Raw genomic sequence first — 14,047 nt, forward strand, 5'->3', positions numbered from 1 at the left:
GTAGCCCGGCGTGAGAGCATCGGACCGTGATGAACCAGGAGCGCACCCCCAGCACCGACCCGACCACCGACCCCTCGACCGGCCCGAGCCCCGAGGAGCTCGCCTCTCGCGGCGACGCGCGTTCGCAGCGCCCCACGAACGAGGCGTTCCGCGCCTTCATCGCGGAGGACTGGGACGAGGAGGTCCCTCGGCCCGAACGGCGCGAGGTCGCGGACTTCACCCCCGCCCGTCACGACGCCCTGGTCGGGGCGATCCCGGCGACCCGCCTGGTGCTGCCCGCGGGTGTGTTCAAGGTCCGGTCCAACGACACCGACTACCCCTTCCGCCCTGACACCGCCTTCGCCTACTACGGCGGCCTCGTGGCCGATGAGGAGCCCGACAGCGTGCTGGTCGTGGAGCCCTCGGCCGAGGATCCCTCCCGCGGCGAGGCCACCTACTTCTTCCGCCCCCGCGCGGGCTTCGACACGACCGAGTTCTACGCCGATGCCCGCTACGGCGAGCTGTGGGTGGGGCGGCGCCCCACCCTCGAGGAGACCGAGCAGCGCATCGGCATCCCCTGCCGCCACATCGACACGCTGCGCGACCACCTGGCCAAGGACGTCGGCGCGCAGCTCTCGCTCTCGGTCATGCCTGCCGTCGACCCGGGCGTCGAGGAGATGGTCCGCGAGATCCGTTCCGAGAACGGGCTGCCCGGCGGCGAGGAGGAGACGCAGGAGTTCGACCGATTCGCCGAGGTCGCGAGCGAGCAGCGCCTGGTCAAGGATCCCTACGAGGTCGCGCAGATGCGCAGGGCGGTCGCCGCGACGATCGACGGCTTCGCCGATGTGGTGCGCAACCTGCCGGCCGCGGTCGCCCATGCGCGCGGCGAGCGCGTCATCGAGGGCGTGTTCCAGCGCACCGCGCGCGGCGACGGCAACGGGGTGGGCTACGACACGATCGCCGCGGCCGGGGACCACGCCTGCACCCTGCACTGGGTCCGCAACGACGGCCGGGTGCGCGAGGGCGAGCTGGTGCTCATCGACGCCGGGGTCGAGGTCGACTCCCTCTACACCGCGGACATCACCCGCACCCTCCCGATCAGCGGCACCTTCACCGACGTCCAGCGGCGCGTGTACTCCGCCGTGCTCGAGGCGGCCGACGCCGTCTTCGCCGTCGCGAGGCCGGGGCTGCGCTTCGGCGACCTGCACGCGACGGCGATGCAGGTCATCGCCCGCCATCTGGAGCAGTGGGGGCTGCTGCCGGGCACCGCCGAGGAGTCCCTCGCCCCGGAGGGCCAGTTCCATCGGCGCTGGATGGTCCACGGCACGAGCCATCACCTGGGTATGGACGTGCACGACTGCGCGAAGGCCCGCAAGGAGATGTATCTCGACGCCCTCCTCGAGCCCGGCATGGTCTTCACCATCGAGCCCGGCCTGTACTTTAAGTCCGAGGACCGGAAGATCCCCGCGGAGCTGCGCGGCATCGGCGTGCGCATCGAGGACGACGTGCTCGTGACGGAGGACGGGGTGGAGAACCTCAGCGCCGCGCTGCCCCGCGATCCCGACGCGGTCGAGGCCTGGATGGCGTCGCTTCTCACGGGTTCGCCGGAGCGGTCGGGCACTACGCTGGAGGGGTGAGCTCAGCCCCGCAGCGCGTCTTCGCAGCCCGTCTCGCCGGCACGCGGGTCTTCGACCCCCTCGGCGATGCGGTCGGCACCCTGCGCGACGTCGTGATCCTTCCCCAGGCCCACGGCGCCGCGCGGGCGGTCGGCTTCGTCGTCGAGGTCCCCGGCAAGCGGCGCGTGTTCCTGCCCACCACCCGGGTCACCGCCGTCTCCCCCGGGCAGGTCATCAGCTCGGGGCTGCTGAACATGCGCCGCTTCGAGAAGCGCAGCGGGGAGTCCCTCGCGATCGGCGATCTGCTCGAGCGCCGCGTGCAGCTCGTGGACGGCTCCGGCGAGGCGACCGTCGAGGACGTGGGCCTCGAGCAGAACCGGCACCGCGACTGGGTGCTGGACCGGCTGCATCTGCGCCGCCGCAAGGGGGGCTCCCTCAGCCGCCTCGTCTCGCGCGGCGAGACCCTCACGGTGCCGTGGCGCGCCGTCTCGGGCCTCTTCGGCACACAGGCGGAGCAGTCCGCGGCCCTGCTGCTCGCCTCCTACCAGGACCTCAAGCCCGCCGACCTCGGCGAGATCATGCAGGAGCTGGAGCCCAAGCGACGCATCGAGCTGGCCGAGGAGCTGTCCGACGAGCGCCTGGCCGATGTCCTCGAGGAGCTCCCGGAGGACACCCGTGTCGAGGTGGTCACCGCGCTGGACGCCCGGCGTGCGGCCGACGTCCTCGATGCGATGGACCCCGACGACGCCGCGGACCTCGTCCAGGAGCTCCCGGACCCGGTCGCGCAGGAGCTGCTGGACCTCATGGAGCCCGAGGAGGCGGAGGACGTCCGGCGCCTGCTCGCCTACGACGAGTACACCGCCGGGGGCATGATGACGACCGAGCCGCTCATCGTCGCCCCGGAGACGCCGGTCGCGCACTGCCTGGCGATGATCAGCCGCCAGGAGCTGCCGACCGCGCTCGCCTCGACGGTGCACGTGTGCCGCTCCCCGCTCGAGACCCCGACGGGAAAGCTCCTCGGGATCGTGCACTTCCAGCATCTTCTGCGCGAACGCCCGGACCGCCCCGTCGGGGAGATCCTGGACGCGGACCGGCACACGGTCCCCGCCGGGGCCCCGCTGTCCGAGGTCACGCGCGAGATGGCGACCTACAACCTGGTCTCCCTCCCCGTCCTCGACGAGGAGGGCCGGCTGCTGGGGGCCGTCACGGTCGACGACGTGCTCGACCACGTGCTGCCCGAGGACTGGCGCGAGCAGGACGAGCCCGTGCCCACCACGACCGGGCAGATCGACCTGTCGGAGATCGCCCGTGGTCTCCCCCGTCACGGGAAGGAGGCCTGAGCATGCCGGAGAGCCCGCCCACGCCCCTGGATTCCCCCGGCCCGCGCCGACGGGGCCTGCGCAACCCCTTCCGCGGCGACGCCTTCGGCCGCGGTGCGGAGGGCTTCGCGCGGCTCATGGGCACACCGGGATTCCTGGTCGGCATGACAGTGTTCTGTGCGGTCTGGCTCGCCTGGAACTCCCTCATGCCGGAACCGGCGCAGTTCGACCCCCGGGCCCTGAACTTCACCCTGCTCACGCTCATCCTGTCGCTGCAGGCCTCCTATGCCGCGCCTCTGCTGCTGCTCGCGCAGAACCGGCAGGACGACCGCGATCGCGTGCAGGCCGAGCAGGACCGCCAGTCCAACGACCGCAACCATGCGACCACGGACTTCATCACCCGGGAGATCGCCTCCCTGCGACTGGCCCTGAACGACGTCGCCACCCGCGACTTCGTCCGCGGCGAGCTGCGCGATCTGCTCGAGGAGCTCGAGCATCCCCTCCCGGAGGCCGAGGCCGCGCCCGTGCAGGACGACGCCCGCCTGCGGGAGATCCTGCGCGAGGAGCTCGCCGCCGTCCTCGCCGAGCGCGCGAGCGCGCCGGCCTCCCCTGCCGTCCCCGACGAGGACGGCTCCCGCTGACTGGGCACCCGGTGCCCGAGGAGTGCATCCACCCGTGACCGACACGACGTCCCCCGATCCCCGCATCGACCGGATCCGCACCGCCCTGGACGGGGTCATGGACCCGGAGATCCACCGGCCCATCACCGAGCTGGGGATGGTCGGCTCCATCACGATCGATGAGGAGGACTCCGCCCTGATCCACGTCCTCGTGACGATCGAGGGCTGCCCGATGCGAGACCGCATCGAGCAGGCGACCGCGGAGGCCGCCGCGACCGTCCCCGGCCTGTCCCGCGTGCGCGTGGAGACCTCGGCGATGAGCGAGGAGCAGCGCCGCGAGCTGACCCTGCGACTGCGGCAGGGGCGCCGCGCCATCCCCTTCAACCAGCCCGGCTCCCTCACCCGGATCCTCGCCGTCTCCTCCGGGAAGGGCGGGGTCGGCAAATCCACGGTCACCGCGAACCTGGCCGCCGCGATGGCCGCCGACGGGCTGCATGTGGGCGTCATCGACGCGGACATCCACGGCTTCTCGATGCCCGGCATGTTCGGGATCTCCGAGCGGCCCACCAAGGTGGGCGACCTGCTCATGCCGCCCGCCGGGCACGGCGTGCACGTGATGAGCATCGGCATGTTCGTCCCCGAGGGCCAGGCGGTGGTCTGGCGGGGGCCCAAGATGCATCGGGCGATCGAGCAGTTCGCCTCCGACGTGTTCTGGGGGGACCTGGACGTGCTGCTGCTGGACCTGCCTCCGGGCACGGGCGACGTCGCGATCTCCGTCGCCCAGCTGCTCCCGCAGGCGGAGATGGTGGTGGTGACCACGCCCCAGCAGTCCGCCTCGTCGGTCGCGGAGCGGGTCGGCTCGCTCGCCCGCTCGACGGAGCAGCGGATCGCGGGAGTGGTCGAGAACATGGCCGGGCTCGCGCTTCCCGACGGAACCCGCATGGACGTGTTCGGCACAGGAGGCGGAGACCGGGTCGCCGCGACGCTCTCCGCGGCCGTGGACGCTCCCGTGCCGGTCCTGGGGAGGGTGCCGCTGGCGCCCGCGCTGCGGGAGGGTGCCGACCGCGGCGTGCCGCTGGTGGTCTCGGATCCCGAGGACCCGGCGGCCCTGGAGCTGAGGTCGGTGGCCCGTGGGCTCGTGCGCAGGCCTCGGGGGCTGTCCGGGATGAAGCTGCCGATCGCGGTCTCGCGCCGCTGAACGGCGCGGCGGCGCCTCGGCTCAGGTCGCCTCGTCGTCGAAGGGCGCCCGCTTCGGGCCGGTGTCCTTCTTCGACCGGGAGCTCCCGGTCTTCTTGGCGGCGCCGCCGGTCGAGGCGGTGAGCGCCTCCTTGTCCGGGAGGATGTCCTCGACGGAGGTGTCGCCCCAGGCCTCGCGGATGATGCGGCGGGGATCATACTGGCGGGGGTCGTACTTGCGCAGATCGTCGACGGCGATGCCCATCTCCGACTCGACAGTCTCCCGGGAGTCGTCCACCCAGCGCCGGGCCTTGCGGACCATGCCGATGACGTTGCGGGTGTACTCGGGCAGACGCTGCGGGCCGATGATCACCAGGAACACGATCAGCAGGACGATCGGCTCCCAACCGCTCAGCCCGAAGATCTCCACGTTCCCACCTGTCGTCGCATCCGAAGGACCGGTGGATCTGCCCGGTCCGGCGATCATTATGGCAGAGCCGGGGGACGCGGGAGCTGAGAGCCCGCAGCCTGTCGTACTCTGGGACCGACGTGCGAGGACACGAAGCGGAAGGACGGCGCCGATGGCATCGGGCAAGGTCGCCAGCTGGGCATACAGCGAGGCGTTCGTCGACGAGGAGACCGTCTTCGCCGACGAGTCCGTGCTCGCCCGGGCGCGCGAGCGGGGGGCCGAGCTGGGCGTGGCCCCCGTCCTGCCCGGGGCGGGCGCGCTCATGCGCCTGGTCGCGGCGGCCGTGGACGCCCGCGCGGTCGTCGAGGTCGGCACCGGCTCCGGGGTCGGCTCGCTGTATCTGCTCTCCGGCATGCACCGCAGCGGGGTGCTCACGACGATCGACACCGAGGTCGAGAACCAGCGAGCCGCCCGCGAGTCCTTCGCCGAGGCCGGGCTGCGCCACACGCGCGTGCGCACGATCGCCGGGCGCGCCCCCGAGGTGATCGGTCGTCTGACCGACCACGCCTACGACATGGTCGTCTTCGCCGCCGATGCCCCGCAGGCCGACCTGCTGCTCACCCATGCGCTGCGCCTGCTCCGGCCCGGCGGGGCGCTGCTGGTCACGCAGGCCCTCTTCCACGACCGGGTCGCGGATCCCGCGAGCCGGGACGCGACCACGACCGCGGTGCGCGCGCTGCTGCGACGCATCTCGGCGGAGCGGACGCTCGCCCCCGCGCTGGTCCCCTCCGGGGACGGGGTGCTCGCGGCGATCTCCCGACCCTGACGGGCCGCATGCAGAAGGGCCCGCACCCACGGCCCTCGGCCGGGGAACGGGCCCTGTCCGGCTCCGGCCGACGGATGCGCGATCACCGGCCGGAGCCCTCGTCTCTCAGGCCGTGATCACGCCTTCGAGGGCATCTCGCAGCGCCGCGGCCTCGGACTTATCGATCTCCACCACGAGACGTCCACCGCCTTCCAGCGGGACGCGCATGATGATGCTGCGACCCTCCTCGACGACCTCGAGCGGACCATCGCCAGTACGCGGCTTCATAGCAGCCATGAGCGTGCCTTCCTCTGTTCTCTTGTGCGCCCCGAGGGCCGCCGGGAGCGGCCTCGCGCACACGTTCTCGGGACCATTATCCCAGGTTTTGCAGCGGAGGTGTGCACGGCGTCACGCAACGGGGCCCACGCCGCGCCCGCACGGGAGCGGCTCAGGGGCGATCCGCGGGGTCGTCGGAGCTCTCTGCGGGCGGCGAGGTCGGCATCCGCGGGGCGATCGGGCCGGGCCGCGGGGACCGGCGACGGGCCGGAGGGGGCTCCATGCCGAGCGGGATCCGCCCGGTCGCAGCGAGCACCATCAGCGCCGCGACGAGGATCGCGACGCCGATCAGCAGCAGGACCGGCGCGGAGACCGCGGTCATCGCGGGGCCGCCCCGATGAGCTCGTGCAGCAGCGCGACGGCTTCGTCGGCGGTGTCGACCACGCGCAGCAGGTCGAGGTCCGTCCCGGAGATGACCCCCTGCTCGAGCACGCTGCGCGAGAGCCAGTCCAGCAGGCCCTGCCAGTAGTCCCGTCCGACCAGGATGAGGGGGAACAGGTCGATCTTGTGCGTCTGCATGAGGCACAGGGCCTCGAACAGCTCGTCGAAGGTGCCGAACCCGCCGGGCAGGACCACGAAGCCGCGCGAGTACTTCACGAACACGGTCTTGCGGGCGAAGAAGTAGCGGAAGTCGACTCCCAGGTCGACATACTCGTTCATCCCCTGCTCGAAGGGCAGCTCGATGCCGAGCCCGACGCTCACGCCCCCGGCCTGCTTCGCGCCCTTGTTGGCCGCTTCCATCACCCCGGGCCCGCCGCCGGTGATGACCGCGTAGCCGAGGCGGGCGATGCCCGCGCCGATCTGCTCGGCCGCGGCGTAGCTCGGATCCTCGCGGGCCGTGCGCGCAGAGCCGAACACGGAGATCGCCGGACCCAGCTCCGCGAGGGCGCTGAAGCCCTCCACGAACTCCGACTGGATCCGCAGCACCCGCCACGGGTCGGAGTGCACCCAGTCCGCCTCCCCCGTGCTCTCGAGCAGGCGCTGGTCCGTGGTCCGGGCAGGACGCTGCGCGCCGCGCAGCGTCACCGGGCCTCTGCGATACTCCTCCGGTGTCATGCCGGAAGGGTATCCGCTTCCACCGGCTGCGACAGGCCGAGCCAGCGGCGCAGCGCCGCGAGGGACCGCCGCAGGTCCTCGACGGGCACGTGCTCGTCGTCGGTGTGGGCGAGAAGCGGATCCCCGGGGCCGAAGTTCACGGCCGGGACGCCCAGGGCGGAGAAGCGGGCGACGTCCGTCCACCCCTGCTTCGCGTCGACCCGCACGTCCTCGCCGAGGGCGGCGAGGAACTCCCGCGCCGGTGCGGTGTCCAGCCCCGGGAGCGCCCCGGCGGCGGCGTCGGACACCTCGATCTCGAGGTCGAGGTCGCAGAGCAGCTCGCGCACATGCGCCTCGGCCTGCGCGACGGAGGTGTCCGGTGCGAAGCGGTAGTTGAGCGTCACATGGGCGCGGTCGGGGATCACGTTGCCGGCGATGCCTCCGTCGATCGCGACCACGTTGAGGCACTCGCGGTACTCGAGCCCGTCGATCACGGCGCGCCGCGCCTCATAGGCGGCGAGCCGCTCGAGCACCGGAGCGAGGCGGTGGATCGCGTTGTCCCCCACCCAGTCGCGGGCGGAGTGCGCGGCCGTGCCCCGCGCGGTGACCTCGAGCTTCATGGTGCCCTTGCAGCCGCCTTCGACACCGGCGGAGGTCGGCTCGCCGAGGATCGCGAAGTCCCCGGCCAGCAGGTCGGGACGCTCGGCGGCGATCCGGGTCAGCGAGTTGTCGGCGCTGGCGACCTCCTCGTGGTCGTAGAAGATCCAGGTGAGATCCATCGGCGGGGACGTCGCCTCGACGGCGAGGGCGAGCAGCACCGCGACCCCGCCCTTCATGTCGCAGCTGCCGCGCCCCGCGAGCTCCTCGCGTCCCTCGCGGATCCGGCGCACGGAGGGCAGGTTCCCGGCGACGGGGACGGTGTCCAGGTGGCCGGCGACGACGACCCGCTGCGAGCGGCCCAGCTCGGTGCGCGCGATCACGGTGTCGCCGTCGCGCAGGACCTCCAGGTGAGGGGCGTTCTCGCGCAGGGCCTGCTCCACCGCATCGGCGAGCGCGGCCTCGTTCCCGGAGACGGACTCGATGTCCACGATGGCGGCGGTGAGATCGACGATGTCGGCGTGGGGATCCAGGATGACCATGCCCCGATCCTGCCATGGCCGCGGCGCGGCCCGCCGCGCCTCACCAGATCGCGCGGGCGGTCTCGGTGGGGCCCTCGAGCTCCGTGAACCCGGCGTCGATCACCCGGACCGGACGTTCGGCGGCCTTCCACTGCGCGGCATCGGGGCGCTCCAGGCGCAGGGGGAAGCCCTCGGCCCGCCATGTGCGCCGAACCCGCTCGTCCATCGCCCGGTACGCCAGCTGGGCGGCGTGGGAGGCCTGCGCGGCGAGCTTTCCGCTGGTCATGGTGACCAGGGGGCTCACCTCGATGCGCACGAGCGCTTCGTCCGGACGCGGCGAGGACTCCACCCGCCCGGGGAAGGTCGTCCCGCCCACCTGCAGCTTGTCCAGGGCCTTCGGAAGCGGCGCCGCGGGGGCCGGGACGAACGCGCGCACCTGGGCGCGGCCGACCTCGGAGGCCACGGTGACGCCGTCGAGCGCCTGGACATCGCTCCAGCGCTTGCCGTCGGCGCGGCGCACGAGCTTGCGGATCCGCCCGCCGTCCTCCCAGCGGCGGACCGCGCCATGCCAGGGACCGCCGGCGGCGCTGCGCGGATCATCGAGCAGCGTCAGGACCGCGCGGGCGGCGGTCTCGGCGACGTCCTCCTCCTCCGCAGGATCGTGCCGGTCCCGCAGGACGACCAGCTGCATCGCCCAGGGGACGTCCTCCTCCGTCCCCGGATCGCGCAGGGCGGTCGCGGGATCCGAGCCCTCGGGCGGCACGACGCCCGCCATGCGGGCCAGGCGCAGGGCGACCGCCTCGGCATGACGCAGCAGCTGTGCGGAGGAGCCGGGCTGGGCGGTGATCGCGGAGCCCGGCTGGGCGGTCGAGACGGGCACGCCCACCAGGAAGCGGCGTTCGAAGACGCGCCCGTCGGTGCCGACCGGCGCGTACAGCCCGTCGACGGCGATCGATCCGGTCAGGATCCGGGTGCCGCTGCCGCGGGAGCTCCAGGAGTCCTTCTGGACCTCGCCGCGCTCGCGCCAGGCGCCGAGGAGCGCGCTGCGGTAGGCGGGCAGGTCTACGGGCGGGAGGTGCGCCTCGAGCACGCCGTCGCAGAGGTGCTCAGGGCCCCGGAGAAGGCCGGTCCCGCCGTGGACCGCGAAGCATCGGCGCTCCACGTCGACGTCGATGTTCATGCCGGGACCGGTGAAGACGGCGAGCCCCGCCTCCTCGAGGGCGAGCAGCTGGCGCACCCGCTGCAGCGGCGGCCCGGAGGCCCACGAGGCGAAGGCGTTGCGGAGATGCCCGTCGATATCCCGACGGAGGCTGCCCGTCGTATAGGCGCCCAGGTCGACCAGGCGGTTGACCTGGATGCGCAGGGCCGTGAGGACTCGGAAGGTGAGGACCCAGGCGGGATCCGGCTCCGCCGCGCGCCGCAGGCTCTCGCGCAGCACGGCGACGGTGCGGCGGTGCGCGTCGTCGCTACGTCCCCCGCGCCGTCCGAAGGGGAACAGGAGCTCGACGAGGGCCTGGTCGCTCGCGAGCTGGGCGTGCCCTGCCTCGTGGTGGGCACCGCGCAGCTCGGCGAGCATGAGCGGCATGACGTCGCGCTCGTGGTCCACGCCCGCGGGGCGCACGGCGAGCTCGAGGACCCGCTCGCTCGTGAGGATCCGCGGGGCGTACGGGGCCGGCAGCTCGTGCCCGAGGTCGGGCTTGGGGCGGTAGACCATGCCGGAGCGGGAGCCGATGATCAGCTGAGGCTCTCCCCCGCCGGGCAGGTAGCGCAGGCCCGAGGGCGCGCCCGGATCCTCCTCGAAGACGCCGCCGGCGGCGGCCGTGATCATGCCGATCGCGTCGTAGAAGTTCAGGCCCATCCCGGCGACAGCGACCCGCTCGCGGCCCAGCAGGGAGCGGTAGTCCACCTCGAGCGGGTTCGCCGGGCCGATGTGGAGCAGGTCGAAGCGCTCCGCGGCATCGGCCAGCTGGAGGGAGCGCGGCCCGAGGGCGGTCGCCAGGTGCCCGAGGGCGAGGGCGAGGGCGTCGACCGTGAGGACCCGCCCGTCGTCGAGGCGGACCCGCTGGGGGCCGTCGGGCTCTCCCGTGACGTCCACGGCCTCGGCGCGGTGGCGGACGATCCGCAGCCGCGAGGGGTCCGCGTCGCGCTCGGCGGTCTCGAGGACATGGGCGAGGTAGCGCCCGTGCGCGGCGCGGGAGGCGAAGTCCGCGGGCCCCAGCCCTTCGGCGGCGAGGACGTCGGCGAGGGTCTCGCGGTGCGGGGTCGGCAGGTCCGGGTGGCAGCTCGCGTCGGGGTACATGGTGGTCTGGCAGGTCGTGGTGTTCATCAGCAGCACCTCGCCCTGGTCGTGCCGCCAGACCGCGCCGCCCAGGCCGACGTGCGGGTCCACGAGGTGCACGGTCGCGCGGCCCTCCCAGGCCGGGGTGAGGGAGGCTGCCACGAGACGCTCGACGATCGCCGTGCCCCGCGGCCCGGCCCCGATCACCGCGACCGCCCGGTGCGGGGCGGCGGGGACGGTGCGGCGGGTCTCGGGATGCGCGGTCATGCGCCCAGTATCGCGCCCTGCCCGCCGCATCCCGGCATCAGTCCGCCTGCAGGCCGCGGCGTCGCGCATGCTCCTCCCAGCCTCGGGCGGCGGGGACGGCGCGCAGGTGAGAGCCGCACAGGGTGATCAGCACGGCGAGGACGCAGATCCCCGCGAAGATCAGCATCGTCCCGAGCCGGCCCAGCCCGTCGAGGCCCCAGCCCGCGACGGCGGGGGCGAGCGGCATCAGCGCGGTCGCCACGAGAGACATGAGCGCGCCGATCCTCCCCTGCATCGCGACCGGTGTGATGAGCATGAAGAAGCCCGAGCTCGCCGCGTTCAGCGGTGCGATGCCGAGGCCGATCGCGGCGTAGACGACGGCGATCACGATCACCTGATCGGTCAGGGCGAGCACGAGCCCGAGCACGGCCATCAGCATGATCTGCCCGAGGATCAGCAGGCCGGTCGGGATGTGCTCGACGATGCGCGGGGCGAGCAGGGCTCCTGCCAGGACCGATCCTCCCAACACCGAGGAGAGCAGGCCGATCTGCACGGCGGGCACGTGCTGGAGGGCGAGGCTCAGCGTGACCGTGAGGATGAGTCCGTTCGAGCCGAGGTTGATGAGCGCGGCGACGGCGCCGAGCTGCAGGCGGATCGGCTGGGCGAGGACCCAGGCCCCGGCTTCGCGGAGGTCCTCGCGCACCCGGGTCGGCGGCGCGTCCTGGGCGCGCGGGCGGTAGTCTCCGCGCAGCAGCAGGGTCGTCAGCCCCGCGGCGAGGGCGCCGATCAGCTGGGCCAGGGCCGGCAGCGCGAGACTGACCGCGAGGAGCGCTCCGCCGAGCGGCCCGGCCCCGAGCTCCACCGCGGCGTCGCGGCCCTCGTTGACCGCGACGGCCCGGGGGATCTGGCGCGGGGTGACGATCTGCTTGAGCATCGCGTCCGAGGACCTGCCCAGCAGCGCGCCGCGGAAGCGGTCGGCGACGGCGAGGGCGGCGAGGATGCCGACCGATCCGGCCCCGGCGAGCAGGATGAGGACGAGGATCCCCTGGAGGAGCGCTCCGAGCATCCCGTCGAGCATCCGCAGCCGCCGCCGGTCGACGCGGTCGCAGAGCAGGCCGCCGGGGATCAGGCCCAGGAGCCCGCCGATCCCCTGCACGAGGCCGACCAGACCGGTCGCGGCGGCCGAGCCGGTCACGGCGAGGGTGACCAGCGGAAAGGCGAAGGCGCCGATGCCGGAGCCCGCGGACAGCAGCACGTCGCCGAGCAGCCAGATGCGGTATTCGCGGTTGCGGCGCAGAGGGATGTCGGCAGGGGCGGCGGGCACGGCGGCAGGGGTCCGAGTGGCGTCCATGTCCCGAAGCCTAGATCCGCACCACTTATTGCGCAATACTTCTTGCGCACTGGTTCGTGCATGCCGCATGCGCACGCCTAGACTCGGGGCATGCCTGCCGAGGAGAAGCCCGAGTACGCGACGCGCGACATGATGCGCGCCATGGCGCACCCCCTGCGCCTGCAGATCCTCGAGCGCGTGGGGCGCCGCGGCACCGCGCGGGCCGCGGACGTCGCCGCCGACCTCGGGATCCCCGCCAACTCCGTGAGCTACCACCTGCGGATCCTCGCGCGCGGCGGGGTCGTCATCGAGGCGCCGGAGGCCGCGACCGATCGCCGGGACCGGGTGTGGAAGCTCAGCCAGTCCTCGTACCGCGGCGACCGGCGCGCCGCGCTGGCGAACGACCCGGAGGTGACCGAGGGCGAGTACGTCGAGGCGAGCGACGCCATGTCGGTCGCCGCGATCGACTGGATCCGCGGGGCGTGGGTGGCCGAGGCCGCGCGGCGGGCGGCCGCCGGGAGCACCACAGAACCGGCGCTCGGGTCCCTCTACGCGACGACGCTCCATCTCACCCAGGACCAGGCGAGGGAGCTGTCCTCCGTCATCACCGAGAAGATCTCCGAGTTCAACCGGCTGAACCGGGACGCGGAGGGCGTGGACCTGCCCGGCGACGGCGAGGAGGAGCTCGCCGACTACGCGGTCGTGTACGCGCTGCTCGCAGACCCGCGCTCGCGTCCCTCCTCGTGATCTTCACCCCGCCGCTGCGGCGCGCCCCCGGGCACGCTCCGTAGGATCGGCGGCATGACGACTGCTGCGACCTCCGCCTCGACCCTCCGCACCGCCTGGGGCACCGGCCTGGCGACCCTCGCCGCCGACGGCTCCGTCCTCGACGTCCGCTACCCCGAGCCCCACCTCGGCCCCGCGCCCGAGGATCCCGCCGCCGAGGAGATCCACGCCCTGCTGGCCGACGCCGCCGCCGAGGACGCGGCGCGCGGCACCCGCCAGGAGGTCGTGGTCCGCGTGATCGACCTGGACGCCGCCCCGGCCGACGCCGCCGATGCGTACCTGCGCCTCCACCTGCTCTCCCACCGCCTGGTCCCGCCGAACTCCCAGAACCTGGACGGCCTGTTCGGCGCGCTCACCAACGTCGTGTGGACCACCGAGGGACCCTGCGCCGTCGACGGGTTCGAGCGCACGCGTCTGCGCCTCCTGGCCGCCGGGCGCACCCCGACCGTGCTGAGCGTCGACAAGTTCCCCCGCATGGTCGACTACGTGCTGCCGACCGGCGTGCGGATCGGCGACGCGGACCGGGTGCGCCTGGGCGCGCACCTCGCCGAGGGCACCACCGTCATGCACGAGGGCTTCGTGAACTTCAACGCCGGCACCCTCGGCACCTCCATGGTCGAGGGCCGCATCTCCCAGGGCGTCGTCGTGGGCGATGGCTCCGACGTGGGTGGCGGGGCCTCGACGATGGGCACCCTCTCCGGCGGCGGCACCCAGCGGGTGAGCATCGGACGCCGCTCCCTCATCGGGGCGGAGGCCGGGGTCGGCATCGCGATCGGCGACGACTGCGTCGTCGAGGCCGGGCTGTACATCACCGCCGGCACCAAGGTCACGGTCCTGGGCGAGCCCGGCGTGGAGCCCCACGTGGTCAAGGCCCGCGAGCTCTCCGGCGCCTCGAACCTCCTGTTCCGCCGCAACTCGCTGACCGGGGCCGTCGAGGTCGTGGCCCGCGCCGGTCAGACCGTCGCGCTGAACGCCGCGCTGCACGCGAACTGAG

The 14,047-nt window shown here is 73.3% G+C and carries 14 protein-coding genes; 7 read left to right on the forward strand and 7 right to left on the reverse strand.

Annotated features, from left to right (window positions below; translation table 11 throughout):
* The first annotated feature begins 29 nt into the window (after nucleotides 1-29).
* From ACFFF6_RS17535 to ACFFF6_RS17550, 4 genes are read left to right on the forward strand one after another with little or no spacing between them, the layout of a single operon-like run.
* On the forward strand, nucleotides 30-1,616 hold the full coding sequence (locus ACFFF6_RS17535) for an aminopeptidase P family protein (protein WP_376982830.1): 1,587 nt from the start codon (nucleotides 30-32) through the stop codon (nucleotides 1,614-1,616).
* A complete protein-coding gene (locus tag ACFFF6_RS17540) occupies nucleotides 1,613-2,935 on the forward strand; it encodes a magnesium transporter MgtE N-terminal domain-containing protein (protein ID WP_376982789.1) in 1,323 nt (440 codons plus the stop codon). The genes ACFFF6_RS17535 and ACFFF6_RS17540 overlap by 4 nt, the downstream gene beginning before the upstream one ends.
* A 2-nt stretch (nucleotides 2,936-2,937) precedes the next feature.
* Nucleotides 2,938-3,555: a DUF1003 domain-containing protein gene (locus tag ACFFF6_RS17545; protein WP_376982790.1), complete on the forward strand. Its 618-nt coding sequence runs from the start codon at nucleotides 2,938-2,940 to the stop codon at nucleotides 3,553-3,555.
* A 34-nt stretch (nucleotides 3,556-3,589) separates the two neighbouring features.
* On the forward strand, nucleotides 3,590-4,732 hold the full coding sequence (locus tag ACFFF6_RS17550) for a P-loop NTPase (RefSeq protein ID WP_376982791.1): 1,143 nt from the start codon (nucleotides 3,590-3,592) through the stop codon (nucleotides 4,730-4,732).
* A 21-nt stretch (nucleotides 4,733-4,753) separates the two neighbouring features.
* On the opposite strand, the gene ACFFF6_RS17555 is transcribed toward ACFFF6_RS17550, so the two are convergent.
* Nucleotides 4,754-5,140, reverse strand: coding sequence for a twin-arginine translocase TatA/TatE family subunit (locus tag ACFFF6_RS17555; RefSeq protein WP_376982792.1), 387 nt, complete (start codon nucleotides 5,138-5,140; stop codon nucleotides 4,754-4,756).
* A 151-nt stretch (nucleotides 5,141-5,291) separates the two neighbouring features.
* Here ACFFF6_RS17555 and ACFFF6_RS17560 point away from each other — a divergent pair, with 151 nt between their 5' ends.
* Nucleotides 5,292-5,945, forward strand: a complete 654-nt coding sequence (locus ACFFF6_RS17560) for an O-methyltransferase (protein ID WP_376982793.1) — start codon at nucleotides 5,292-5,294, stop codon at nucleotides 5,943-5,945.
* A gap of 105 nt (nucleotides 5,946-6,050) precedes the next feature.
* Here the strand turns inward: ACFFF6_RS17560 and ACFFF6_RS17565 are convergent, their stop codons facing one another.
* From ACFFF6_RS17565 to ACFFF6_RS17590, 6 genes are all read right to left on the reverse strand, one after another.
* The gene (locus ACFFF6_RS17565) at nucleotides 6,051-6,221 is read right to left on the reverse strand and encodes a DUF3117 domain-containing protein (protein WP_376982794.1); all 171 of its coding nucleotides are present in this window, start codon (nucleotides 6,219-6,221) and stop codon (nucleotides 6,051-6,053) included.
* A 151-nt stretch (nucleotides 6,222-6,372) separates the two neighbouring features.
* Nucleotides 6,373-6,582 carry a hypothetical protein gene (locus ACFFF6_RS17570; RefSeq protein ID WP_376982795.1) on the reverse strand — a complete coding sequence of 70 codons (210 nt, stop codon included), beginning with the start codon at nucleotides 6,580-6,582 and terminating at the stop codon, nucleotides 6,373-6,375.
* Nucleotides 6,579-7,316: an LOG family protein gene (locus tag ACFFF6_RS17575; RefSeq protein WP_376982796.1), complete on the reverse strand. Its 738-nt coding sequence runs from the start codon at nucleotides 7,314-7,316 to the stop codon at nucleotides 6,579-6,581. Before ACFFF6_RS17575 ends, ACFFF6_RS17570 begins: the two co-directional genes overlap by 4 nt.
* Nucleotides 7,313-8,434 (reverse strand): succinyl-diaminopimelate desuccinylase, encoded by a 1,122-nt coding sequence (dapE, locus tag ACFFF6_RS17580; RefSeq protein ID WP_376982797.1) that lies wholly within the window; start codon nucleotides 8,432-8,434, stop codon nucleotides 7,313-7,315. Before dapE ends, ACFFF6_RS17575 begins: the two co-directional genes overlap by 4 nt.
* A gap of 40 nt (nucleotides 8,435-8,474) precedes the next feature.
* Nucleotides 8,475-10,958: an FAD/NAD(P)-binding protein gene (locus ACFFF6_RS17585; RefSeq protein ID WP_376982798.1), complete on the reverse strand. Its 2,484-nt coding sequence runs from the start codon at nucleotides 10,956-10,958 to the stop codon at nucleotides 8,475-8,477.
* Nucleotides 10,959-10,995: 37 nt separating this feature from the next.
* The gene (locus ACFFF6_RS17590; protein ID WP_376982799.1) at nucleotides 10,996-12,288 is read right to left on the reverse strand and encodes an MFS transporter; all 1,293 of its coding nucleotides are present in this window, start codon (nucleotides 12,286-12,288) and stop codon (nucleotides 10,996-10,998) included.
* Nucleotides 12,289-12,378: 90 nt separating this feature from the next.
* On the opposite strand from ACFFF6_RS17590, the gene ACFFF6_RS17595 reads away from it, so the two are divergent.
* Together ACFFF6_RS17595 and dapD are read left to right on the forward strand one after the other, a co-directional pair.
* On the forward strand, nucleotides 12,379-13,014 hold the full coding sequence (locus ACFFF6_RS17595) for an ArsR/SmtB family transcription factor (RefSeq protein WP_376982800.1): 636 nt from the start codon (nucleotides 12,379-12,381) through the stop codon (nucleotides 13,012-13,014).
* A gap of 54 nt (nucleotides 13,015-13,068) precedes the next feature.
* The gene (gene dapD / locus ACFFF6_RS17600) at nucleotides 13,069-14,046 is read left to right on the forward strand and encodes a 2,3,4,5-tetrahydropyridine-2,6-dicarboxylate N-succinyltransferase (protein WP_376982801.1); all 978 of its coding nucleotides are present in this window, start codon (nucleotides 13,069-13,071) and stop codon (nucleotides 14,044-14,046) included.
* Nucleotide 14,047 lies beyond the last annotated feature (1 nt).

This window comes from Brachybacterium hainanense (genome assembly GCF_042434575.1).
Taxonomy (GTDB): Bacteria; Actinomycetota; Actinomycetes; order Actinomycetales; family Dermabacteraceae; genus Brachybacterium; species Brachybacterium hainanense.

What these genes read in the sequence shown, in the direction of transcription:
- ACFFF6_RS17590 (WP_376982799.1), bottom strand. Translation starts at nt 12,288, where the DNA reads ATGGACGCCACTCGGACCCCTGCCGCCGTGCCCGCCGCCCCTGCCGAC.
- ACFFF6_RS17545 (WP_376982790.1), top strand. Translation starts at nt 2,938, where the DNA reads ATGCCGGAGAGCCCGCCCACGCCCCTGGATTCCCCCGGCCCGCGCCGA.
- ACFFF6_RS17575 (WP_376982796.1), bottom strand. Translation starts at nt 7,316, where the DNA reads ATGACACCGGAGGAGTATCGCAGAGGCCCGGTGACGCTGCGCGGCGCG.
- ACFFF6_RS17585 (WP_376982798.1), bottom strand. Translation starts at nt 10,958, where the DNA reads ATGACCGCGCATCCCGAGACCCGCCGCACCGTCCCCGCCGCCCCGCAC.
- dapE (WP_376982797.1), bottom strand. Translation starts at nt 8,434, where the DNA reads ATGGTCATCCTGGATCCCCACGCCGACATCGTCGATCTCACCGCCGCC.
- ACFFF6_RS17535 (WP_376982830.1), top strand. Translation starts at nt 30, where the DNA reads ATGAACCAGGAGCGCACCCCCAGCACCGACCCGACCACCGACCCCTCG.
- ACFFF6_RS17595 (WP_376982800.1), top strand. Translation starts at nt 12,379, where the DNA reads ATGCCTGCCGAGGAGAAGCCCGAGTACGCGACGCGCGACATGATGCGC.
- ACFFF6_RS17570 (WP_376982795.1), bottom strand. Translation starts at nt 6,582, where the DNA reads ATGACCGCGGTCTCCGCGCCGGTCCTGCTGCTGATCGGCGTCGCGATC.
- ACFFF6_RS17565 (WP_376982794.1), bottom strand. Translation starts at nt 6,221, where the DNA reads ATGGCTGCTATGAAGCCGCGTACTGGCGATGGTCCGCTCGAGGTCGTC.
- dapD (WP_376982801.1), top strand. Translation starts at nt 13,069, where the DNA reads ATGACGACTGCTGCGACCTCCGCCTCGACCCTCCGCACCGCCTGGGGC.
- ACFFF6_RS17560 (WP_376982793.1), top strand. Translation starts at nt 5,292, where the DNA reads ATGGCATCGGGCAAGGTCGCCAGCTGGGCATACAGCGAGGCGTTCGTC.